This window comes from Fluctibacter halophilus, assembly GCF_020687825.1.
Classification (GTDB): domain Bacteria; phylum Pseudomonadota; class Gammaproteobacteria; order Enterobacterales; family Alteromonadaceae; genus Fluctibacter; species Fluctibacter halophilus.
This window is the reverse complement of sequence record NZ_JAJEWP010000001.1, coordinates 456,794-479,447: the sequence shown is the minus strand read 5'-3', so window position 1 is coordinate 479,447 and position 22,654 is coordinate 456,794. Positions and strand designations below refer to the sequence as shown.

At 48.8% G+C, this 22,654-nt stretch carries 20 protein-coding genes and 1 riboswitch; of the genes, 5 read left to right on the top strand and 15 right to left on the bottom strand.

What is annotated here, in order from left to right; genetic code table 11:
- Nucleotides 1–212: 212 nt before the first annotated feature.
- The 7 genes from moaE to LJ739_RS02205 form a co-directional block, all read right to left on the bottom strand.
- Nucleotides 213–656, bottom strand: a complete 444-nt coding sequence (moaE, locus tag LJ739_RS02235; protein WP_229156974.1) for a molybdopterin synthase catalytic subunit MoaE — start codon at nt 654–656, stop codon at nt 213–215.
- Between the two features lies 1 nt (nt 657).
- Nucleotides 658–903: a MoaD/ThiS family protein gene (locus tag LJ739_RS02230; RefSeq protein ID WP_229156973.1), complete on the bottom strand. Its 246-nt coding sequence runs from the start codon at nt 901–903 to the stop codon at nt 658–660.
- Complete coding sequence (gene moaC, locus LJ739_RS02225; protein ID WP_229156972.1) at nt 900–1,388, bottom strand: cyclic pyranopterin monophosphate synthase MoaC; 489 nt, start codon at nt 1,386–1,388, stop codon at nt 900–902. Before moaC ends, LJ739_RS02230 begins: the two co-directional genes overlap by 4 nt.
- Nucleotides 1,385–1,930 (bottom strand): molybdenum cofactor biosynthesis protein B, encoded by a 546-nt coding sequence (moaB, locus tag LJ739_RS02220; RefSeq protein ID WP_229156971.1) that lies wholly within the window; start codon nt 1,928–1,930, stop codon nt 1,385–1,387. Before moaB ends, moaC begins: the two co-directional genes overlap by 4 nt.
- 10 nt (nt 1,931–1,940) lie before the next feature.
- A complete protein-coding gene (gene mobA, locus LJ739_RS02215) occupies nt 1,941–2,495 on the bottom strand; it encodes a molybdenum cofactor guanylyltransferase (RefSeq protein ID WP_229156970.1) in 555 nt (184 codons plus the stop codon).
- Nucleotide 2,496: 1 nt separating this feature from the next.
- Complete coding sequence (moaA, locus tag LJ739_RS02210) at nt 2,497–3,468, bottom strand: GTP 3',8-cyclase MoaA (RefSeq protein ID WP_229156969.1); 972 nt, start codon at nt 3,466–3,468, stop codon at nt 2,497–2,499.
- Nucleotides 3,460–3,614, bottom strand: a riboswitch (molybdenum cofactor riboswitch). (Overlaps the previous gene by 9 nt.)
- A 108-nt stretch (nt 3,615–3,722) precedes the next feature.
- Nucleotides 3,723–4,913 (bottom strand): alginate export family protein, encoded by a 1,191-nt coding sequence (locus LJ739_RS02205; protein WP_229156968.1) that lies wholly within the window; start codon nt 4,911–4,913, stop codon nt 3,723–3,725.
- Between the two features lie 198 nt (nt 4,914–5,111).
- On the opposite strand from LJ739_RS02205, the gene LJ739_RS02200 reads away from it, so the two are divergent.
- Nucleotides 5,112–5,888 (top strand): molybdopterin-synthase adenylyltransferase MoeB, encoded by a 777-nt coding sequence (locus LJ739_RS02200; protein WP_229156967.1) that lies wholly within the window; start codon nt 5,112–5,114, stop codon nt 5,886–5,888.
- Here the strand turns inward: LJ739_RS02200 and LJ739_RS02195 are convergent.
- The 4 genes from LJ739_RS02195 to LJ739_RS02180 form a co-directional block, all read right to left on the bottom strand.
- Nucleotides 5,885–7,084, bottom strand: a complete 1,200-nt coding sequence (locus LJ739_RS02195) for an NnrS family protein (protein WP_229156966.1) — start codon at nt 7,082–7,084, stop codon at nt 5,885–5,887. The genes LJ739_RS02200 and LJ739_RS02195 overlap by 4 nt on opposite strands.
- A complete protein-coding gene (locus LJ739_RS02190) occupies nt 7,084–8,322 on the bottom strand; it encodes an MFS transporter (RefSeq protein ID WP_229156965.1) in 1,239 nt (412 codons plus the stop codon). The genes LJ739_RS02195 and LJ739_RS02190 overlap by 1 nt, the downstream gene beginning before the upstream one ends.
- Nucleotides 8,323–8,655: 333 nt before the next feature.
- Nucleotides 8,656–10,416 (bottom strand): bifunctional protein-serine/threonine kinase/phosphatase, encoded by a 1,761-nt coding sequence (locus LJ739_RS02185; protein ID WP_229156964.1) that lies wholly within the window; start codon nt 10,414–10,416, stop codon nt 8,656–8,658.
- Nucleotides 10,417–10,486: 70 nt separating this feature from the next.
- Nucleotides 10,487–11,953 (bottom strand): NarK family nitrate/nitrite MFS transporter, encoded by a 1,467-nt coding sequence (locus tag LJ739_RS02180; RefSeq protein WP_229156963.1) that lies wholly within the window; start codon nt 11,951–11,953, stop codon nt 10,487–10,489.
- Between the two features lie 524 nt (nt 11,954–12,477).
- Between LJ739_RS02180 and LJ739_RS02175 the strand changes: the two genes are divergently transcribed.
- On the top strand, nt 12,478–12,903 hold the full coding sequence (locus tag LJ739_RS02175) for a hemerythrin domain-containing protein (RefSeq protein ID WP_229156962.1): 426 nt from the start codon (nt 12,478–12,480) through the stop codon (nt 12,901–12,903).
- 292 nt (nt 12,904–13,195) lie between these two features.
- On the opposite strand, the gene LJ739_RS02170 is transcribed toward LJ739_RS02175, so the two are convergent.
- From LJ739_RS02170 to nrdG, 3 genes are all read right to left on the bottom strand, one after another.
- Nucleotides 13,196–13,588: a ribonucleotide reductase subunit alpha gene (locus LJ739_RS02170; protein ID WP_229156961.1), complete on the bottom strand. Its 393-nt coding sequence runs from the start codon at nt 13,586–13,588 to the stop codon at nt 13,196–13,198.
- Between the two features lie 154 nt (nt 13,589–13,742).
- On the bottom strand, nt 13,743–15,524 hold the full coding sequence (nrdD, locus tag LJ739_RS02165; protein WP_229156960.1) for an anaerobic ribonucleoside-triphosphate reductase: 1,782 nt from the start codon (nt 15,522–15,524) through the stop codon (nt 13,743–13,745).
- Nucleotides 15,511–15,987, bottom strand: coding sequence for an anaerobic ribonucleoside-triphosphate reductase activating protein (gene nrdG / locus LJ739_RS02160; protein ID WP_229156959.1), 477 nt, complete (start codon nt 15,985–15,987; stop codon nt 15,511–15,513). Before nrdG ends, nrdD begins: the two co-directional genes overlap by 14 nt.
- A gap of 181 nt (nt 15,988–16,168) precedes the next feature.
- Here nrdG and LJ739_RS02155 point away from each other — a divergent pair, with 181 nt between their 5' ends.
- Complete coding sequence (locus tag LJ739_RS02155; protein ID WP_229156958.1) at nt 16,169–17,194, top strand: Acg family FMN-binding oxidoreductase; 1,026 nt, start codon at nt 16,169–16,171, stop codon at nt 17,192–17,194.
- Between the two features lie 436 nt (nt 17,195–17,630).
- Here the strand turns inward: LJ739_RS02155 and LJ739_RS02150 are convergent, their stop codons facing one another.
- Nucleotides 17,631–18,224 carry a hypothetical protein gene (locus tag LJ739_RS02150; protein WP_229156957.1) on the bottom strand — a complete coding sequence of 198 codons (594 nt, stop codon included), beginning with the start codon at nt 18,222–18,224 and terminating at the stop codon, nt 17,631–17,633.
- Between the two features lie 305 nt (nt 18,225–18,529).
- On the opposite strand from LJ739_RS02150, the gene LJ739_RS02145 reads away from it, so the two are divergent.
- Together LJ739_RS02145 and LJ739_RS02140 are read left to right on the top strand one after the other, a co-directional pair.
- Nucleotides 18,530–19,603 (top strand): efflux RND transporter periplasmic adaptor subunit, encoded by a 1,074-nt coding sequence (locus LJ739_RS02145; protein WP_229156956.1) that lies wholly within the window; start codon nt 18,530–18,532, stop codon nt 19,601–19,603.
- Nucleotides 19,600–22,653: an efflux RND transporter permease subunit gene (locus tag LJ739_RS02140; protein ID WP_229156955.1), complete on the top strand. Its 3,054-nt coding sequence runs from the start codon at nt 19,600–19,602 to the stop codon at nt 22,651–22,653. Before LJ739_RS02145 ends, LJ739_RS02140 begins: the two co-directional genes overlap by 4 nt.
- Nucleotide 22,654: the final 1 nt, after the last annotated feature.

Sequence of the window (22,654 nt, the reverse complement as noted above, 5' to 3'; positions counted from 1 at the left end):
TAAGTGAATCGCTTGCCACCAGACTTGTCCCTGTTAACTGTTTAACCAACTAGCAAGGGTCACTCGCTTTTGTCGTTTCCCAAATAATGGAAGGTGTGGAGTTTGAATGGAAGCTCACTGAAACCTATGTACAATCGAGGTTTTGCGGGAAAAGACAGCAAAAATACACCAGTTCGGCAGCTCATGCAGGCACGTGTGAGGCGTTGACAGAATTACCACTTTTCGAAAGCGACTTGATCGGATGCTTTTGCGTCGACCCAATGGGGTCCATGATTGGTTGTTTCTTTTTTCCAGAAAGGTGCCAGGGTTTTCAGATAGTCCATAATAAACTCAGCGGCTTCAAACGCTGCCTGTCGGTGCTTGCTGGTAACACCCACAAATACGATCTGCTCGTGGGCTGACAACTCCCCCACCCGATGTATTACCGTCACCTCACCTAATTCCCACCTTTTTCGCGCCTGTGCACAGATCTGCATTAGGGACTTTTCCGCCATACCCGGATAGTGTTCCAGTGTAATTGTCGACACCCTTCCGTGATGACAAAAATCCCTGACCAGTCCCGTAAAAGTAACAATTGCACCATCACTGTCACACCTCGCGCGTAACCGCTTGTACTGTTCACCATGGTCGAAATCTTCCGGCTGAATGACAATCATATCAACCACCCGTTACCGGCGGAAAAAATGCTATTTCATCACCATCCCTGACAGTGGCGTCGAAAGCGCAAATGGTATGATTAACCGCTACCAGCACGTCGTTTTCAGCCAACGGACGCCAAACCTCTCCTCGTTCCAGAAGCTGTTGTACGACATCAACAACAGTGTGCTCTCCTGCATATTCTAGATTCAGATCGGCGCACTCGAGTCGCTCTTTCAACTGCCCAAAGAATAAAATTTTAATCATGTGTGGCTCCTGTGTTGCCAGTCCCCCGATTTTCCACCTTGCTTTTCGACAACCATCAAACCTTCAATCTGCATCCCAGGATCAACGGCTTTGCACATATCAAACAATGTCACTGCGGCAATACTCGCAGCCGTCAAAGCTTCCATTTCGACACCGGTTGCACCGGTTAACTGACACCGGGCTGTTATATAGACACGGCTAGTCTGATGATCAGCCTTAAACGCAATATCAATATGTGACAGCATTAACGGATGACACAACGGGATAAGATCAGCACACCGCTTTGCAGCCTGAATGCCAGCAATACGGGCCACGGCAAATACATCGCCTTTAGCCAGCTGATTAGCATCAATTAACGCCAGCGTTTGTGGCTGCATCTGCACAAAGCAAGTGGCAACAGCCATTCGGTGGGAGGGCTTCTTTTTAGTGACATCGACCATATTGGCCTGCCCTTTGGCATCCACGTGTGTTAGGGAGCAACTCATAAGCTACGCGTCTCACATTGAGGCGTGACAGAGGCTTTGAGGTGTGGCACAAAGTTGCATGGACCGTGAGAACCATCCAGCTGTTGTCGGATAATCCCCTGCCAGGCCGTTTTACACGCCCCCGTTGAACCCGGTAAACAAAACACAACCGTCCCATTGGCCAAGCCGGCAATCGCCCTCGACTGTACCGTAGAAGTACCGATTTCCTGATACGACATATGACGGAACAACTCACCGAATCCTTCTACCTCCTTATCAAATAAAGGTAACAATGCTTCCGGCGTAGAATCACGGCGGGTAAAGCCAGTGCCGCCAGTTATCAATATCGCCTGCACGTCAGGATCGGCGATATAAGCACTCACCTGTGCGCGAATTAAGTAGACGTCATCAATAACAATGTGACGGTGATTTACTTTGTGCCCCGCTTCAGCAGCACTGATTGCCAGATAATCTCCGGATGTATCATTAGATGCATCACGCGTGTCTGACACAGTCAGCACCGCAATGTTCAGCGGTTCAAAAACTCTATTAAGATGGCTCATAAAACGTCTCTTATTGTGATGCTACAAGTGACAAGGCATGCTGCCACTGATGTTGATCATTGCTGTTGAGTAATTCCTGGCGATCGCGTACCGCTATTCCTATCGACGGTAATGCTTTAAGCATCGCGCGGATAGACAGGTCAGCATTTCTAAATAGTGTCTGCTCCAAATACAAACGGGTACGAACAGTATTCATTAAGAACAATGGCAGGCTGTGCTGATGGAAATAGGCGCTTCGGTACTGTCGGCAACCTTCTGTGTACAACGCTTTTAAATTCGTCACGGTCAGCAGCGGCATATCCACCGGAATACACAGTAAATTATGCTTGGGATACGCGTGCGCTACGGCATGAATACCGCCCAGCGGTCCCTTCTCGGCATAATGATCACGAATGAATGCCCGACCGGGACTATTACGGCTGATCACTACGCTTTCCACGCCACAACGTTGCAGTAGCCACTGGCTTCGTTGCAACATTGTATTGCCATTAATGTGCAGTAAAGACTTATCCTGACCCATACGGGTAGATTGCCCTCCCGCCAACACCACACCAATGGTTTTCATATCATCCTCCCAACATCGCGAGTTGACGTGTCGCCCCCGTAAATCCTTGTGCTAATCCGTGTCCAGCAATTTTGCCCGCCACCAGTCGCTCTACAACCTGGCAGGTAGCGTCTACATCACCTGCAGTTAAACTCGCTCGGATATCAAGGCCCTCTTCGGCGAACAGGCACAAATGTAGCTTGCCCCGTGATGAGACCCGCAATCGGTTACAGGTTTTACAAAAATCTTTGCTGTAAGGCATAATCAAACCTACCGTTCCGGCGTAATCATTGTGTCGGAATTCCTGCGCAGGCCCGGCTCGTTTGTCGCGGATAACCTGTTCCCAGCCGCTCTCCAATAGGTGCTGCTTGATAGGCTCACCTGCCACATGATTTTGTTCAAAGAATGTCTGGTTGTCCCCGGTTTGCATCAATTCGATAAAACGCCAGCTTACTCGCCTGTCGCGTAAAAAGTCGAAAAATGACGCTAGTTCCCGGTGATTGTATTGACGCAACAATACGGTATTAAGCTTGACCGAAGAAACACCTGAACGAAGTGCCAGTTCGACCCCCTCCAAAATGGTTTGTAGTTTATCCTGTCCCGTAATTGCAGAGAACATTCTTGGATCCAGACTGTCGGCACTCACATTCACTGCGTCCAACCCTGCGCGCCGAAACTCCCCTATATGATCCTTCAAATTGAAACCATTGGTCGTCATGGCGACAGTTTGTATGCCAGGGGTACCTTTGCAGATGGCAATGATGTCACTCAGATCTTTGCGTAATGTCGGTTCTCCGCCGGTGATGCGGATTTTGCTGGTTCCCAGGCGGGCAAAGGCTGCCACCAAGGTTTCTACTTCACGCAGCGAAAGGTTATCTTTCGGCGTGTCGCAGGCATTTCCTTCCGGTAAGCAATAGTTGCACCTGAAATTGCACCATTCGGTAATCGACAGCCGCAAATAATGAAACCTGCGACCAAATGTATCTTCAAGCATTGCTAAACACCTTTCCAAATATCGAGCATTCACTCGTCGGGAGGCTGGACGATTTCTCGTACTCCAACCCTGGTGGCCTATTGACCACGGCATGCGTCCCATACCGGTTCGGCTACAGAGGCGCATGCTCGGAGTTTGTAATGGCTCAAGTGTGGCTGAATTTACGTGGGAATGTTATTGAACTGAAGTGTTACCTACAAAGGAGTAGACTGAACAGGCGAGCGCCTGTTCAGCTTATGAGAGAATGCCAACGACTAGTATTGCACGTTCAACATCAACCACAGTTTTCTGGTGTCCGTGGCATGGTCGTCAGCATTGTAATCCGCATACTTCACCAGTAAACCAGCACCTTGTGCCAATGGATATTTGCCAACCAAGTTGAGCTCAGTACCATAGTCTATTCCGCTGACATCGGCACTGAGGTCGTGCCAGACTGCACTGATACCCAGCTTACCCAAGGACGTTGAGGCTTTGATATAGCGGTCATTCACACCAGTAGCCGGTGTACCCAGGAACTTATCGGCAAACCCCTGAAACTTATGCAGTGTTGCCAGCGGCGTGTTAAAGCCTACCCCGTTATCACTGCCCAAGTTCTCCACACCGACTCCCAGTGTCATATGCGCTAGCTTGCCGACTATCTCTGCATTCCAGTAATTGGCTGAATAGTCGTTCGGATTGTCACCGGTATCTGTTTGCCTCGCAAAGGCCAGATGCCAGTTAATGCTATCAGCCCTACCTTCATAGGTGATTCCGAAGGTTCGACTGGACTGCGCTAGCGCCTGATCAAAGTCCAATTCGTAAACATGAAATTTAATCGCATGCTCATCGTTCAGGTGCATTGCAGCGCTGAAAAGATGCAGCCCGCCCGCTAAGTCAGCTTTCGCACCGGAAGGTCCGAATATCCGATTGACATTGTGTATGAAGCTGTAATCAACGCGCCAATCCTGCTGATTGTCATACACAACCCGATAACCATCAAAGGTTTGCTCGTTCTGGCGCCAGGCTACCCCGCCAACAAATCGTTGATTGTCATGCACAATTCGTTGCCGCCCGATGGAAAATGTTAGGTTGTCCTGTTGATACCCGATGAATGCCTGATTCAGATCTGTGTCTGTGGGATCGGCTACTACCGGGTATTGTGTGTTTCCGTTGATTGTCGAATCGTAATTTTCATTGCCAATGGCCGTCACGTTGTCGACTTCCACATTCGCAAAAAAACCATTGAACCTGCCACTTTCATAGCTCAAACGTGTCTTCAGGGTAGAGGCATTGGCATGATTATCCATCCCTTCCTGATCTACGCGTTCATAGCGATAGCGCATACTGACGTTGGTTTGGCCGTCTGCCACCATCTGTTTGATGTTCTCCAGTGTATCTGCAGACACCGGGACTGATGAGCCTGCGATTAATACAGCACAGCAAAGGGATACAATATTCGTTTTCATGCTTTGTTCCTTATCAAACGTGTGCTTACACCATACTCCAGAAGTCTATCTTTTTCTTTATTTAACAAGCGTTTACCACCAAATTGAGCATCCTGTTACACAGCAGTGGTAACATGGCTACTCCTTTAGGATCATTGAACGGATTCCACCTAAAGTGATACAACGTGCTCAGTAGAACTGAGATACGTTGAATTCAGAATGAACGAGCACGAAAACCGGACGTTGAGCCAACAACAAGCACTGCGATACTGTCGCCAAATCCTGCTGCCAGGGTTTGATCTGGATGGTCAGGAAGCCCTGTTGAACGCCCGGGTGTTACAAATCGGTGTAGGGGGGCTTGGCTGTGCTGCGGCTCAATACTTAGTGGCGTCCGGTATTGGTAACCTGACATTGGTGGATGACGATACGGTAGCGCTAACTAATTTGCAGCGACAAATCCTGCATACTGAGCAGGATCTGGGAAAACTCAAATGCGAATCAGCTAAACAATCCCTTACATCCCTCAACAGTGACGTTGATATTCAGATTCACACTGTACGAATGAGCGAACCTGAACTGGAACAGGCAGTAGCAGCAAATGACATTGTTCTTGATTGTACCGACAACCTTGAAACCCGTAATTTACTCAACACAGTATGCTGGAAAAACCAAAAAGCGCTGATATCTGGTGCCGCTATCCGCATGGAAGGTCAGATCAGCTCTTTTGTGCCACAACACCATACCCCTTGTTATCAATGTCTGAGTCGCTTTTTCGGCGAACAAAACCTCTCATGTGTCGAATCGGGCATTATGTCGCCCGTTGTCGGAATTATCGGCGCCATGCAGGCACTGGAGGCGATTAAGCTGCTAACCGGGTTTGGCGAGCCACTTACCGCCAAGGTGCTACTGTTTGACGCTATTCGCTCAGAATGGCAAACCTTTGCACTGCAGAAAGATCCCCAATGCCCGGTTTGCGGTACCGAAAACGGTCACTAACCAGGCCGACCGTCTAACCGCGGACGGGTTAGAATTGGCCAATAGCGCACTACAAACAGGGCAAATCCAATACACCATAAGCCCCCTGATATCTGCCACCACAACGACACAAATTGAGGGGCTCCAGCCACAAGGATACTGCGTACCAGCCCCGCAAGCAGAACTGCGCCAAATGCGACAGCAATGCCCTTGCTGACCACCAATTTTCGTCCCGTATGTCCTAGCGAAACTCTGGCCATCATCGCCAGGATCATGCCGCCGATAGCCCCCGTATTTAATGCATGCAAAGCAGCACTTTGGGACACGTGTGCTGAAACAGTTGACAGACCCAGGAGCAGTAGTCCGACCGGAACAAATGAGTAAGCCAAATGCAGTGACCACAACAGCGGTATATTGATGGTCACCCAAGGTCGCCAACGGAACCAGCGAATGAATTGTGCTACGGCAGCCAAAAACAACAAGGCGGGTAAAAGGCGAAAGGTAGCTGCCCAACCACTGAAATAAAGCACGAAAACACACACCAGAGTCAGGGCACACACAACTTCAAGCCAGAGCCACGGTGCCACTTTAGGTTGTCCGGTGCCGTTGGCGGTGAAAAACGGGATTACGCGGCCACCCAACAACGATATTAATACGATCGTCAGTAGCACCATGCCGTAGAAGCTTTGTTGTTGCCAGGTCGGTGCGAATCCTAACCCTGGCAAATAGGACGCAGCATTGGTTAGGGTCATTAACAGCAAGATAGGAACAAAAATAAGGTTGCGATACTGTTTTATCCGGATAATGGGTCGTGCAAGAAAATACGCAGCCAACGGGAGAAACAGTAAATCAATGCTCATTGTCCAGGCAATAGGAACGGTTGTTCCCATAAATAGCAACACTCTGGCAGACAACCACAAGGCAAACAGTAACATCAGTCGGGTTGATTTAAGCCCGGGAATACCCGTCCAGTTTTGCACTGCTGTCAGTAAGAAGCCGACAATAATCGCAGTTGTGAAACCAAAAAGCATTTCGTGAGCATGCCACCAAAAAGGATCCCGTTGACTAAACCCTGTCACCACTCCCTGTAAAAACAGGGTCCAAAAGCCAATTGCCACAACGGCAAACAAACCTCCAAAAAGGAACAGCGGCCTGAAGCCGAGCCGAAACAGAGGAAATACCTTTTCCTCCTGTTGCAGATCAGTGATATTTAACATCAATAATGCTCCCTTTCTAAAAAGTTATCGGTTTCTGCCTGGCGGATTCTGCTTTCATGGCGATCACGCTTTATGGCAAAATGCATCAGAATCATACACATCGCTAACACGCCGTACAGCAACATGAAACAAGCGCTATAAACGCCAATCAGATCAACGGCCACACCGAAAAGAATGGGCAGCGTACACCCACCCAGCGCCCCAAGCATGGCCACCATCCCTCCTACGCTCCCCATGTGCTCGGGGTAGTAATCGTTTATGATTTTGTACACACTGGCTCGTCCGAAGCCTTGCGCCAAGCCGATGATCAGCAACAAAATGGTGAAAGCCGTAAGATTGAGCTCTATATACAACTCAACATCTTTCTCTACACCGTGTAACGTCATCGTGGTCGGCGGGTAACTGAGGAAAAACAAACATACCAGGCATATCCAAAACACACTCCAATTGACAGTCCTGGCACCAAACTTATCAGCGAACCAGCCTCCAGCGGCCCTTGCCATACTGGAACTGATCACAAAAAGTAATGTTAACGCCATCGCTCGATTAAACGACTGGGAATACGCTTTGACATAATACTGTGGCAGCCAGAGCAGCAAAGCCAGAAAGCTGCCGAAGACAAAGTAGTAATACAAACCAAATCGCCAAACTTTTGCATGCGTCAGTGGTTTAAGATAAAACGCCAGCGTTTTAGGTTGCTTGTGCCGAAGGTACACGGGCAAAGCCGGGGCCAGCAGCCAGAAGAGAAAAATAGTGACACCAACCCCAATTGCATATACAGGCCCCACCATTTCCCAGCCCCAGTAATCAATGATAAAAGGCACCAGTACCAGACTCAACGCTGCACCAGCGTTACCCGCCCCGAACACGCCCATCGCGGTTCCCAGTTCGTTGCTGGGAAACCAATCCGTTACGTAACGGATGCCGATAGTGAATGAAATGCCAGATATACCGGTAATCAAACCAATTAGCAGATATCCCCAATAGGAATCAACATAAGGAAGCATCAACAGGGGAGGAAGCAGAATAAGCATCTGAAGAATGAAAAGGTTTTTACTTGAATACCGTTCACACAACAGACCAACAGGTAATCTGAAGATTGCACCGGTAAATATAGGCGCAGATAACAGCAAACCAAACTCGGTAGCATTCAGCGACAACTGATCTTTAAGTGCAATCCCCATCACCGAGTACAATGTCCACACCGAAAAGTTCACGGCAAAGACCAGGGTAGCCATGATTAGCGCGCGTGTCGCGCTTGGGGTGCTTGACGCTGTCATAGAATAAATGCTGTCTTTAACTGCTTAGTGTTGCGTTTGAATATAGCGCTGTGTGCAAACGATCTCTATAACCACACTTGCTCACACTGACCAGAACAAGTCACCTGCACTACCTCTAATTGGGTAAAACGCTCAGGTAATCCGCATCGTTTAGCAGGATTGCCTGTTACCCCCAATGAGTCCGGACACTGAACGAATACCTAAAAAAACATGCTTGCTCGTTCGCCCCCTGGCTCCACCTCTGACAGGGTTGATCTGAACGCTCTACCGACACAACTGGCACCGTCCTTACTATCCTGAGTTAGAAAAAAGAAACACCACCAGCACTAACATCAGCACCCAAAAAGCCGACATGATCTGCCAGAAAAAATAACTCCTGCTGTTGTCTACCTGCGGGTCGTCCTGCAAGAACCCGGGATTAGGGTGCGTAATATCTTGCAAAAAATCCTGCAGAGAACGATATCGGTAGGTCTCATCCAAGGTAACGCCTTTCTCCAGCGCACGGTCAAACCACAATGGAATAATAGGATTGTGTCGGTTCGCGTTGTGATAGCGCAACTTGTCAAAGTCACGACTGTTGACGCAATCTTGAATTTTTTCACCGTAGGGAAGCCCGCCGGTAAACAGCTCGTAGGTTATCGTTGCTAAAGCATATATATCGCCCTGTATACCAGTGTTCTTGCCCTGTAAGTAATAAGGATCAGAATACGTTGCTGTACCCAATGCCCCTATGTGTTCAATAGGAATAAAGACTTCTGCAATTCCAGCAACAAATACTGAGCCGAAATCTATCACCTTAATGTGCATGGAATCATCGACAAGAATATTGGCCGGTTTGAGATCCTGGTGGATCGTGTCCATGCCATGAAAGGCCTGCAACGCTGAAGCTATTTGTTTCACCAGCCCAATGGCCAGTTTAGGTGCAGGAAGCGGATTATTCTTCATCCATCGTTCGAGAGAAACACCCGGCACATATTCCATCAGATAATAGAGACAAGAGCGCGGTCTGTTCTGTTGAATGATCTTGACAACATGCTCACTGTCAATGCGCTTGCCTATCCACTCCTCCTGAATAAACCGGTCAATATAGTGAATATCATCAACGTAATTCATTGATGGCGTTTTCATCACCAACTGCTGATCGGTATCAAGATCAGTGACCAGGTAGACCTGACTTCGGCTACTGGCAAACAATTCCTGTTCGACACGGTAACCATCCAGTTTCATACCGGGTTCCAGATGAGGGGGAAAGGGTAATCTCGTCAGTTTCGTATTGAAGTCATCCCTGCTTTCGTGCGGCAAATGTTGAACAATCGCTATGGCGCAACTGATATTGTCATCACTGTTAGCAGCCTTAGCTCGGGCAACCAGGGTGTCACACAGGGATTGTGCGTTTTCATCGGAAGCGAGTACACCTACCAGCTCGTCAGAGGTTAAAAAATCATGAATACCATCCGTTGTCAGAAGCAGGATATCTCCTTCTTCAATTGGTGCTTTTCCGTAATCAACACGAAGATCGTTGTCCATACCGACAGCCCGAGACAGTATGCTTTTGCCAGCGCCAATATTAACGGTATGATCGCGGCTCAGCTGTGCCAATTCGCCTTGCCGGAAACGATAAACCCTTGAGTCTCCCGCATGAAAAAAATGAAGCGTACGAGACTTGATAACCAAACCACTGAAGGTGCAAAGAAAGCCTTTTTCTTGGTGGGTAAACGCATGGCTTTTTTTAAACAGATTTAGGTTTATCGAAGACAACGTCTTTTGCCCTGCGTGTTTCACTGACCACGTGTCTGGTGTCCGATAATACTCCTCTACAAATGTTCTGACGGAATACTGGCTGGCTTCTTGTCCAGCCTCCGCACTACTCACCCCATCAGCAATAATCAGGCACACACCTTTGGTCGTCAGAGCATATTCAGCCTCGGGTATCGAAACCTGAACAGCATCCTCATTCACAGGCTTTCTTCCAGCGATAGAGGCACAGCCAGCATCGACACTTATCAGCGTCGATGCTGTGGCGTTGTCATCAGCGGAGTCAAAATCAGGCATGTATCAACTCAGTCTATAAACAATTAACACAAGCCAGCAACACCGCGTTCACCATACATTTCGGCATTGATCAGCTCACATCAATCATGTGTACGGTACCATCTTCCGCCACCTCTGCAATCTGACCACGAGGCTCATCCATAAACATCAGTGTAAACAGGCCAAGCAAAGCAGTAACAGCAATCACATAAAAGAAAGTGCTGTAGTCAACAAAGGATAAGACCGTAAGAAATGTGACAGCACCGACATTACCATAAGCACCCGTCATGCCAGCAATTTGCCCTGTCATTCTGCGTTTAATCAGTGGTACCACAGCAAACACGGCCCCCTCACCTGACTGTACAAAGAAAGAACACCCCATTGCAATCACTACAGCGAGCCAAAGCGGCCATTGACCATCAACCATTCCCATTAGCGCATAGCCAGCAGCCAGCCCTGCGGTCAGGATCATCAGCGTGGATTTGCGACCGAACTTGTCTGAAATCCAACCACCGGCAGGACGTGACATCAGGTTCATAAAGGCGTAGGCCCCTGCTACCAAACCCGCCAGTACCGGATCCAGACTGAATGTTTCAGCAAAAAACAACGGCAACATAGAGACCACCGCAAGTTCCGAACCAAAGTTAGTGAAGTACAAGATATCCAACACTGCCACCTGCTTAAAATTATACCGGTGTAATACTGGAACCGGCTTGGTAAAGATGTCTTTATTCACTTGCCACACTTTATGAAGCTCAAGCAAATACAGTGCAACCAGCCCCAGATAGATAGCATTCACAACGCCCTGGCTAAGAATGTTTACGCCGCCTGGCGCGAGTTTCCACGCCAACAGCGCTAGCGCAGCGTACATGGGCAGCTTCATGATCAATAACAAAAAGAAGTCAGCAACAGAGGTTACTTCCATGGCGCCGAGGTTCTTTGGCTTAAAATACGTTGACCCTTTCGGCGTGTTGGTCACGTTCGCATAGTAGACAAACGCAAACAGCAAACTGATTACCCCGGTCAAACCAATTGCCCAGCGCCAGCCATCCTCTCCACCAAAAAGAACCGCAATGGTTGGCAACGTAAATGCTGCAGCCGCTGAACCAAAATTTCCCCAACCACCATAAATACCCTCTGCAGTACCCAGTTCATTGTGCGGGAACCACTCAGACACCATGCGAATACCAATCACGAATCCTGCCCCGATAAACCCCAGGAGGAACCGGGCAATGGCTGCCTGAACAAAACTATCGGCAAATGCAAACATAAAACAGGGAATAGAACATATCGCCAGCAACGCTGAATAAACCAGCCTTGGTCCGTACTTGTCGGTAAGCATGCCAATAATAACGCGGGCGGGAATGGTTAGCGCGACGTTCAGAATTAGCAATGTCTTTATTTGGTCCGTCGTTAGCCCAAGTGACACTTTGACCGCTTGCAACAATGGTGCGAAATTAAACCAAACCAGAAAGCTGATGAAAAAAGCCATCCAGGACAGGTGCAGTATTTTCATCTTACCGCTGAATTTTAGAATGTTGAATTTTTCAGTAGACATGGGAGGACTCCGCCTGAACGTTGTTAGTGGTATTCATGGTCTGAATAGCTGTTTTATCAACATTGACACCGCACCAAAGACACCTCGCGTAAGCTCCCAATAGATCACGCAATCAATCTTTTTGCTTTTAGTGCCAACGGACGATAGCAACCGTGGGTAAAAGACATGACTTAAGCCTAAAGAACAGCCGCAAAAAAACTATTCCAATGAATCGGTATCAATGCTTTTTTTGTAGGTAGACTGTGGAGATATACAGGCCAGAATTTACAACGAATGGGTACGTTAGAACGGTGCTTCAATCGGTATTCTACAAGGCATGGAAGCACATAATACACATTACCTCAAAGTGAGTAGTTTCTCGTGTTCAGCGCTCACTGAATGATGATGCCCCGTGTGGTGACGGACGAATGTGAAGGGTATAGTCAAGGCCAATGAACATCAGTTAAAGACCTCAAAGAAACACAGTTTTTCACTCAGCAGTAAACAATTCTCATCCGACAAGGCATTCTTCAGGAGTCGTTATTATGAATAATCTGATCACACAATTTTTTAGCGTTGACCACGATAGGCTGGACTTTCTATACCGACAATATCAACGCTTCAAACTTGACAATCGCAACCACGCGAAAGCCTTTTTTGACAAGTTCAGGGACGGTCTCAAACAGCATATTGAGTGGGAGGAGCAACTACTGTTTCCGGCTTTTGAAGGCGCCGCCCAAATGCACATGAGCGGTCCGACGTTTGTGATGCGCCAGGAACACGGTTTAATCCAAAAATTACTCGATCACATACACGAGGATCTGTGCCTTGAAAGAGATCCCCAAGCATTAGAAACCGAACTCGAACAACTTCTCACAGAGCACAACAATAAGGAAGAGCAGATACTCTATGTGCAGTGTGATCGACTCATAAAGCAGAACAACCTGGCAGACATATTCCTACACCTGTAACCGCAAGACGCCCAGTCAATACCAAACAGACTGAAAAGGACGGGGCTGATCGGACTGGTTTCTGAGAGCTACATGGCTGAACAAAGGGGCTCGATTGAGCAAAAACATCAGGCCGACCTCGCTCCTGATGACAACAGGCTGGTACACCGTTTTAATGGAGTGGTGGCTGCCGATGCATATACTGTCACTCGGCAGAGTGGTATTTGAAGGAAACCTATCGCCCCCATTGCATCATTCATAGAATAAAAATCTGATTGACGTGGTGCCTACCTGGGGGTTCCCGTTCGGGAAACTAGTGTGCACTCAATTCGATAGGATTCTCCTGACGATCAAACACCACATAACGCATGATATTGTTGCCAGTTGCCACATCATTGGTCATCTGGTTGAGGAAGGGTTCAGCATCATCACTACTCGGCGGAAAATCACCATCACCTCCCAGACTGGCGATGAAAACAAAGTCCCACGCCTTACTGATGCCGTCCGCTTCGTTAACCAGTGTGTTGAAATCCGATAATTCCTCAGGCAATTTATCCACTACCATCGTGGGTTCAATCGTGCCCTTCTTCTCTTCCTGTTTTCGACTTTTATTCGATGTCTTAGCGCTGGCAAATAAAAACAACAACCGCTGCGGCGTTTCTTGTTCATGCGCCATGCGTAACAATTGATTGAAGTGTGACTCCATAATCGTGTTCCTGAGTGACTATTGCAGGCCATCATTGTACGTAGAATCGACGCATCCAAAATGAGTTTTAAGGAGTATCCCTGTACCACTTTGGTAGTAAGAAGCAAAAAAACTAAGCAGGACTGCACGCAGTACAGCCTGCTACTTGGCACTTTTACACTTTCTGACGATGATAATGGCGCAACTGGTGTTCTTTTCTGCGCCCCGCAGAGAAGGCTGAAACCCGTTTCAGATAGCCGATCACCCGAGTACCATGATCAATGTCTTCAGAACCGCAAGACGGACACTTGTACAATGTTCGTTTATCGATCGTCTCACACGCATTGCAGATAGTAATTTTCACGTTGATACAGAAATAACTGCACCCCGTCTTAGCCGCTATATCCAACAAATGCATAGCATTGGCAAAACTCAGCTTTTCTTCCAGGTTCAAATGTAAGGCCGAACCGCCATCCAGATACCGTGTTGTGTCAGTACCGTGCAGAATAAACTTGTCCAGATGATTGATACCTTCATCCTCGACCAAATACAGGTAGGAATTGTAACAGTCTCGGCCAACTGTATACCCATCCTCAATATCCCACTTAGCGTTCTTAACACCCAGGTTTTCAGCAGGCACAAACTCAGTGTTAAACATATAACCGAAATCCCTGGATGCAATACGGTTTTGATCGTATATGGTCTTGAGTTGTTCAGTGATAAAAGCCTTGTATTCATCGTTGTTGCCGACGATCAACCCTTTGTATTCAGCCGCCTCTGCTAATCCATTAATGCCAATGGTTAAAAACTGTTTGTCTAAATTGATAAAACCCGCATCATATACCGGCAACGCCCCGGCCTGCTGGTACTCTTCGATCAGCTTTCGAAACGCGACCTGATACCGGTGAATTTTGCGGATTTCACTGGCAAGATCGCGACCATCCTGGACCAGACGGTTCATGTTGATAGTAATAACATTAACAGAGCCTGTTGATACGCCGCCTGCACCCAGGCTATAGGAAAAGGTATTATCCGTTATTTCATTGCGCAATCGACAGCATGAAGCCAGAGAGTCAGCGCGCTCAGATTGGTACACAAAAAATGCACCACCTTCACTGATCGATTGAGCACAGGTTGACGCAAATGTACGATCTTTTACCTCACCATTGTGGGTCAGCATTGCGGCGGTTACGACAGGAAATGTCAGAACGTTTTTTTCTCGTTCCTGGTTAAACCAGGTCAGAAAAAAAGACTGCAACTGGGCAATGTTTGACCACTCAGGTTTCGCCATATCCGGAAACACAAAATCGCCAAACATTGACTGAAAATAATACTGGTCATAAATAGAGATGTTCCAGAATACACTCTGATAGCCCCTGGCTGCAGCTGGCTGATTGAGTGCATAGACGACGTGCTGAAGATGATTTTCTATCTGTTTTTTATGAGTCAACAAGTAATCATCGCCGTAATCCTTTCTGGCAAAGTGGTCAAAATAAATTAAAAACTCGACGGTCGCTATAGCCCCTGCAAACTGCGCACTGATCGCAAACACCAAATTCACAAAACTACCGCAAAAGGACTCCAAATGCTTCGGAGCCTTGGATTCGCCCCCGAGCTCCGTTAGACCATGTAGCAGGAACGGATACATGGTAATTGATGCGCAATACGGCTTCAGGCTGGTTTCATCATGCACATAAATCTCATGTTCTTGAATCTGTCGTATGTATTCTTTGGCAAGGGAATCACCAAACAACGAGGCAATTTTATCTGCCACCTGAGCACGATTAACCTGAATAAAATAGTCCTTCATCAGTTCAGCTTCTAACGTAGCTATATTTTTATTTGTGACATTGGCGTTGGCATCCAATTTAGCGCCATCGGCAGCATTGTGTGCACTGAGATAATCCTGAATAAAAGCAAGTTTTTGTTGTATGTGGCTTTCATCAAGCTGCAACATGATTGGTGTTCTCCTGAAATTTATAGTTGAGCAAATTACCGCTCGACAGCTCTATGAACCGCTGGTTAGTGGTGGGACTGTCCAGCCCTCCTACTTCTTTGAGCCATCGACCGGTTTTAAGATAAGTGAGTTGTTGCTGGAGTACCTTCGGGATACTGTCCAAGCCTGTAAACAGGCAGGTTTTTAACCCTTGGCGACGCGCTAATTGCAGTTTTCTCAGTAGCGCGTCCACATGCCATTCACCACCAAAAAAAACCACGCATGAAATCAATTGTTTATAGGTGGAAAGGTATTCCAGGAACAGCCCGTCAGTCAGACAAACACCGAAATAAGGATCCCATGTATGGGCACTGTGACATCCGAAGCACCCCAATGGGCAACCAGAGATAGTGAACGCTAAACTCACTTCATCTGGCACTTCCTGGAACAATACATGTGGTTTACTTGTATTAAACGGTTTCATCCCCACCCTCAAGCACTATATGTTGTGCCATCTTAAACATCTAGGCACAATATATAGATTGATCTGGATCAACTATTACTAGAATGTCTTGTGTTGATTCGGATCAAAAAGGTCAGGACTGACTGTGCTAGGCTTAACTGAAAAGTAAACAGAGCAAGCCAAAAAAGAGGAGCAGAGATTCATGGTTTACACACCACTGTCTCCAAGAGAAATCGATGAAAACCTGTTCCCATACTCAGGAAACACCTCTCACCAATTCAGATTTCTACTGCATTACGCACTTCTGGCGCCATCGCACTACAATGCTCAACCATGGCGCTTCAAAATTAACAGTTGTGGAATCGATGTTTTCTCAGATCCCTCACGCTGTTCTCACGTTGCTGATCCACAACAGCGTGAGGTAATAATCAGCTGTGGTGCGGCCATACACACACTTGAAATCGCAGCCCATTTTTTTGGTTTGAAAACGCACGTGATATACACGATCAACCACCAGGACAATCATCTTGCCCGTATCGAAATGACAGAGGGGTATGATCCCTCTGTACACGAAATACAGCTTTTTCATGCGATAAAAAAACGCCAAACAAACAGACGATGGTTTATCGATACAGCTATACCAGGATCTCTGAAGGAAGAATGCATGCGTGCTGCAAAGAAACTCGACGTAGCAACAACGTTCACCAACGATGAGGTGATCAGAGAGACATTTGGGCGAATGACTGCACAAGCAGTACGAACACAACACGCCCATGCCTGGCACAGGCAGGAGTTTTCTTCATGGCTGCGTTCGAAATTTACGCTTAAACACGATGGTATGAATCATTTCGGCTTTTTTAGTATCAACTTGCCATCGCCGCTTATTAAACTGCTACTGCGCATCACCAGCCTAGGAAGAGAGACGGGACGGTTTAATCAAGCGAAACTCACAACCGGCAGCCCTATGCTTATGGCCATATCAACTCATGAAGATAACCAACATGGATGGTTAAACACTGGGCGTACGTTAATGAACACTTTACTGAATTTCACACGAAATGGCCTGTCAGCTTCATTCATGAATCAAGCCATCCAGAACCCCCACATGAGAAATCAGGTCAGCACACTATTTGGCGGCCATGAATATCCTCAACTTGTGTTGAGAATCGGTATCGCACCACAAGTTACCTGGACAGCACGAAGAAACCTTGATGATACATTGCTCTAGTAGCACATACGTAGCACTATTTGAGCGATATAAAGTAAAACCATTAATAATCAACAATTTATATTGTGATAGCAATTCCTGGTGGGGACGCCATTCGCTTTATTGGCATTTATCCTGGTTTATCTAAAACGCCTTAAACCCTTATAAAATAAGGCTTTATCAGCCATTCATTAGAATTCTATCCTTTACAAAGATTAACCAAAATAGCTACTATTTAACCTCTCTGGTAGCACATACGTTACACACTGCTCAACACCCCAGTCCTTATCTTTTTGCGAAGACGCTATTTAGAAGACAAAGAGCGTATACAGGTACAGGAAACCAGCCGCGCATAATGCCGTTTTTCAGATACTGTCAGCGGTATTGTTTGCTGCAACAGTCATGGGCATCATCCCAACTGCCGCCTCAACAACCATCATTCAGGTCGGTCGGACAATTACATCCCCGAGCACCAGTTGTTTTCGCCCGGCATCAGCTCGTAGGCAATGCTGTAGTTCAGTGCCAGCTCAACCAGCCAGTCTTTCACTGCCGTCGCCTCAGCGCTAAGGTTTTCCTGACGCCAATCGCCGGTATGATAAATGAGAATAGGGCGATACGTGTCGGTCTGTGCGGTGTAGTCAAACGCCAGATACACGTAGTTTCCGGCATCGGCACATTCGGCCGTTTGTTGTCCCAGTGAACCGGCATCGATTGCGGGCACTGCATTCCACATCGTGCTGAAGGTCTGCTGGGCAATAGACTCCTGTAACACCGGCAACACGCCAAAATAGCCATCCATTTGCTGAGTTGTCAGGGTCTCATCATGCAGGACACTGTCCAGGCCCATGTTGCTGATGTCGTAGGTGTATAAGTCACCTTGCCCATCAATGAATAACCCCTTCTTCTGCTCAGACCATGCAGCGTTTTCAAAAATCACTGCAAACACATAGGCCCCTTTCTGATGTACTGGCACCTCCTCTTCATCTGCATCGGAAGAACACCCCGTATTCAGCAGTGCGCCCAGAATGAATACAATGATCCCCTTTCTCATAACACCTCCCTTTTAATCAACGCTTGACATTGGCGTCAACAATCAGCTCCCAAGCCTGACAAATTGGTTCAGTCTTAACGCTAAGCATGGACAACCGCGGATGAATGCTCAATGAACAAACACGTTTCAAAGGCATTTTCCTGTCGGCGTGTAGCCGCTTGTATGGGTAAGCTGCCCATTTCTGAACCCAGCCAAGGAACTCCTGCAAAAAATACCGGCCCAAGACCTTTCATCTTTTACCCAACCCGCTACAGTACCCTGTACGTGGAACGACGTGTATGGACCGACCCCAAAGGACGAATAACATGATGCTCAAACGCCCCCTGCCCTTACTGATGATTGTCAGCGCTGCGCTGCTCAGCGCGTGTAGCAAAGTTGAACACCCCGAACCTGCCACCACCCCGCGGCTGGTCAAAACTCTGACGCTGAATGAACGCAGTGTGGCCGACTGGCGGGAATTTCCCGGCGTGGTTGAAGCTGCGCAGACAGCGGATCTGGGTTTCAGGGTACCCGGCACCTTAGCCAGCATAAAGGTCAAAGAAGGTGAAAGGGTCAGCGCGGGGGATGTACTAGCCATGCTGGACGATACCGATTACCAAATCCAGCTCGACAGCCGTAGGGCCGAATTTGAGCAGGCCGACGCCGACTACCAACGGGCCAAAAACCTGATCAAACAGAATCTGATTGCCAAGGCCGACTTTGACAAACTGGAAGCCCAGCAAGCGTCAGCCAAAGCGGCATTAACCTCTGCCGAACAAAACGTCAAATACACGGTACTTAAAGCGCCCTTTGACGGGCGGGTTGCCCGTCGTCATGTGGACAATTTTGAAGACGTGTCTACCATGCAGCCGATCGTCACGTTACAGGATGTCGGCGCCTTACACATCAAGGTGGACATTCCCGAAACCGTGATGATCCACCTCAAAGAAGACGCTGACGCCAAGGTGTTTGCTTCTTTTGATGCCCTATCAGACAAACAATACCCCCTTGCCCTGCAAGCCGTCGCCACCGAGGCCGACCCTGGCTCAAGAACCTTTGCGGTCACCTTTAACATGCCACAGGTGCCGGAGCTCAATATCCTGCCCGGTATGTCGGTGACGGTGCGCGGCACCCAGCAAGACAGTAACCTGCAGCAACGCATCGTGGTACCTACCCAAACAGTGGTAGAAACCAACACCGGTCGCTATGTCTATCTGGTCACGGACATTCAGGACGATCGTGGCACCGTCGTGGCTGCGCCGGTCACCACCGGTCAGGTGACTGAGCAAGGTATCGTGATCCTCGAAGGCCTGAAGGCAGGTGATCGCATCGTTACCGCCGGCATGAGCAAAATGTCCGACGGCATCACCGTGCGTGTCAGTGAGGAGTGGTCACAGTGAACATCACCCGCCTCGCCATCGAAAATAACCGCATCACCTGGGTGATGCTGGTACTGATCTTTGTCGCCGGATTTCAGGTGTTCAATACCATGCCCAGAGCCTATGATCCGGGTTTTATCGTCAGAACGGCACAGGTCCTGACCTATTTCCCCGGCGCCAGCCCTGAACGGGTGGAAGAACTGGTATCAGCACAGCTGGAAGAAGCGGTCAAAGAGATCCCCGAACTTGACTTTGTAAAGAGTGAATCCCGCACCGGGGTTTCTATCGTACTGGTCAACATTCAGGAAAGTTACAAAGACATGCGTCCGATCTGGGACAACCTGCGACGCAAAATCGAAGATGTGACCCCTGACCTACCCGACGGCGTAGTCGGCCCCTTTGTCAATGACGAATTCGGTGATGTGTACGGCGTGGTCATGACCATCACCGGTGAAGGCTTTGATGCTGCGGCACTGCAACACATTGCCGAAGACGTCAAAGACTACCTCCACCAGCTGCCCGACGCAGCAAAAATCGACATTCTGGGCGAACAGGAAGAACGGATTTTTGTTGAGTACAACAACGCCCGGTTGGCGGAACTGGGTATATCACCCTATCAGTTGTCACAGATGCTGGAGGCCCGCAACATTGTCATTTCAGGGGGCTCGTTCTCCCTCGGTAATGAGCGCATATCCCTGGAGCCCACCGGTAATTTTGAATCAGTAGAAGACATCGGCAGCACCATTATCGCCTCGCCACAGACCAACCGTTTGGTGATGCTGCGCGACATTGCAACCATTACCCGTGGCTACGTCGATCCGCCCAGCTCCATCGTACACAGCAGTGGCCAGCATGCCCTGGGTATTGCCATCTCCATGCGTGAAGGCGGCAACAATATCAAGCTCGGTGAAGATGTCCTTCAGGCCATCCAAACCCTTGAACAGCGTTATCCCTACGGTATCGATTTTGATCTGGTCAGCTTTTCGCCTCAGGAAGTGGATGAGAAGGTCAAAGACTTTATGTCAAACCTGCTGCAGGCAGTCGCCGTTGTGACCTTTGTGATGCTGCTCAGCCTCGGCTTTCGCACCGGACTGGTAGTAGCCATGCTGATCCCCACCACCATGTTGCTGTCAGTGATTGTCATGGACAGATTTGATATCGGTCTGGATCAGATTTCCCTGGCAGCACTGATCATTGCACTGGGAATGCTGGTTGATAATGGCATCGTGATGTCGGAAAACATCCTGGTGCAAATGGAAAAGGGTACCAAGGCCTTTGACGCAGCCATTGCGTCGGCCGCCGAATTGCGTATTCCTTTGCTGACCGCGTCGATCACGACCTCAGCAGCGTTTCTGCCGATCTATCTGGCGGAGTCGAACGTCGGGGAGTTCACCGCGTCTCTGTTCAAGGTGGTCACCATCACCCTGCTCTGTTCCTGGCTGGTCGCCCTCACCATCATTCCATTGTTATGTGTGAAGTTTCTCAAAGTCACTGCACAACCCGACGCCCTGCCCTCTATCTGGTACCAACGCTATCGGGCACTGCTGCACAGCATGCTGAAAAACAAAACCATCACCCTGCTGGCAACCTCGGCAGTGCTTGTGCTGGCGTTGCTGTCCACATCACTTCTGCCAAAAATGTTCTTCCCGCCATCCGATCGGAACTACTTTAAAATCGAAATGGAACTGCCAACCGGCTATGCGATTGAAAGCACACAGGATATCGTGTTTGCGTTTGAAACCTTCATGGCTGAAGAACTGGCGGTAGGCGCCGATGATGAACATGGCATCATTAACTGGGTGAGCTACGTCGGCAATGCCGGACCACGGTTTATTCTGTCCCATAACCCTAAACCCTCGAGCAGCAACTATGCCCTGATCATTGCCAATGTTACCCGGGCGTCTGACATTCCTGATTACATGGAAAAACTGCGTAGCTGGGGTGAAGACCATTACCCGGATCTGACCCTGAAACTGAAGTTAATTGGCAATGGCCCATCTGTCGATAACCCGGTTGAAGTCAGGCTGTCCGGTACCGACAATGGCCAACTGTTCGGTGCGGTAGAAGAATTGCGCGCACACCTGCGACAGCTACCGACCTTGCAGAATGTCACCGACGACTGGGGCCAACGGATCAAAAAACTACGCATCGACATTGATCAGGTGCGTGCCCAGCGGGCCGGGGTATCAAGCCAGGACATCGCCATTTCACTGCAATCGGGTCTGTCAGGCCTGGAGCTAACCGAATTCCGCGAAGGTGAAGACTCCATTCCAGTACTGCTACGCACCAGCATGAGCGGCCAGCAAACCCTTGGCAAAGTGGAATCCCTGTCAGTGTATGCGCAATCCACCGGGCAATCCGTGCCGTTGAGTCAGGTTGCCAACGTCGAAATGGTCTGGGATGTGGCCAAGGTCCATCGTCGAAACGGGGTGCGTACGGTCACACTGGGCGCTCAACTGGTGGGCGATGCCAATGCCGCTGCCGTGGCCGGCGAACTTGAGAGCTGGTTAATTGAGCAACAACCCCGCTGGGGCAACGTCAATTTCGAGTTTGGCGGTGAACAGGAAAGCTCCGGCAAAGCCAACCAGTCCATCGCCGAAAAACTCGGTATCGCCGGTATGATCATTCTTATCGTTCTGGTTGCCCAGTTTAACAGTGTGCGCAAAGCCGGTATCGTACTGGCCACGATCCCACTGGGCCTGATTGGCGTGATTGGGGGTCTGCTGATCGCCAATTCCTACATGGGCTTTATGACCATCCTCGGCATCGTGTCGCTGGCCGGCATTGTGATCAACAATGCCATCGTGCTGCTCGAACGGATCAAGATTGAACTCGATGAGGGTGCTGAACATGATGAAGCGATCCTCAATGCCGCCCAACAACGTGCCCGCCCCATCCTGCTGACCACCGCCACCACGGTACTGGGTTTGATCCCCTTGTACCTTGGCGGCGGCGCCATGTGGGAGCCGATGGCCATCGCCATCATGGCCGGCCTGCTGTTCTCAACTTTGCTGACCCTGGGCGTGATCCCGGTACTGTATGCCTGGCTGTACCGGGTGAAAGTCACCTAAT

Coding starts and splice junctions, on each gene's coding strand:
- moaE (WP_229156974.1), bottom strand. CDS start 656: ATGATTGTCATTCAGCCGGAAGATTTCGACCATGGTGAACAGTACAAG.
- LJ739_RS02230 (WP_229156973.1), bottom strand. CDS start 903: ATGATTAAAATTTTATTCTTTGGGCAGTTGAAAGAGCGACTCGAGTGC.
- moaC (WP_229156972.1), bottom strand. CDS start 1,388: ATGAGTTGCTCCCTAACACACGTGGATGCCAAAGGGCAGGCCAATATG.
- moaB (WP_229156971.1), bottom strand. CDS start 1,930: ATGAGCCATCTTAATAGAGTTTTTGAACCGCTGAACATTGCGGTGCTG.
- mobA (WP_229156970.1), bottom strand. CDS start 2,495: ATGAAAACCATTGGTGTGGTGTTGGCGGGAGGGCAATCTACCCGTATG.
- moaA (WP_229156969.1), bottom strand. CDS start 3,468: ATGCTTGAAGATACATTTGGTCGCAGGTTTCATTATTTGCGGCTGTCG.
- LJ739_RS02205 (WP_229156968.1), bottom strand. CDS start 4,913: ATGAAAACGAATATTGTATCCCTTTGCTGTGCTGTATTAATCGCAGGC.
- LJ739_RS02200 (WP_229156967.1), top strand. CDS start 5,112: ATGAACGAGCACGAAAACCGGACGTTGAGCCAACAACAAGCACTGCGA.
- LJ739_RS02195 (WP_229156966.1), bottom strand. CDS start 7,084: ATGTTAAATATCACTGATCTGCAACAGGAGGAAAAGGTATTTCCTCTG.
- LJ739_RS02190 (WP_229156965.1), bottom strand. CDS start 8,322: ATGGCTACCCTGGTCTTTGCCGTGAACTTTTCGGTGTGGACATTGTAC.
- LJ739_RS02185 (WP_229156964.1), bottom strand. CDS start 10,416: ATGCCTGATTTTGACTCCGCTGATGACAACGCCACAGCATCGACGCTG.
- LJ739_RS02180 (WP_229156963.1), bottom strand. CDS start 11,953: ATGTCTACTGAAAAATTCAACATTCTAAAATTCAGCGGTAAGATGAAA.
- LJ739_RS02175 (WP_229156962.1), top strand. CDS start 12,478: ATGAATAATCTGATCACACAATTTTTTAGCGTTGACCACGATAGGCTG.
- LJ739_RS02170 (WP_229156961.1), bottom strand. CDS start 13,588: ATGGAGTCACACTTCAATCAATTGTTACGCATGGCGCATGAACAAGAA.
- nrdD (WP_229156960.1), bottom strand. CDS start 15,524: ATGTTGCAGCTTGATGAAAGCCACATACAACAAAAACTTGCTTTTATT.
- nrdG (WP_229156959.1), bottom strand. CDS start 15,987: ATGAAACCGTTTAATACAAGTAAACCACATGTATTGTTCCAGGAAGTG.
- LJ739_RS02155 (WP_229156958.1), top strand. CDS start 16,169: ATGGTTTACACACCACTGTCTCCAAGAGAAATCGATGAAAACCTGTTC.
- LJ739_RS02150 (WP_229156957.1), bottom strand. CDS start 18,224: ATGAGAAAGGGGATCATTGTATTCATTCTGGGCGCACTGCTGAATACG.
- LJ739_RS02145 (WP_229156956.1), top strand. CDS start 18,530: ATGATGCTCAAACGCCCCCTGCCCTTACTGATGATTGTCAGCGCTGCG.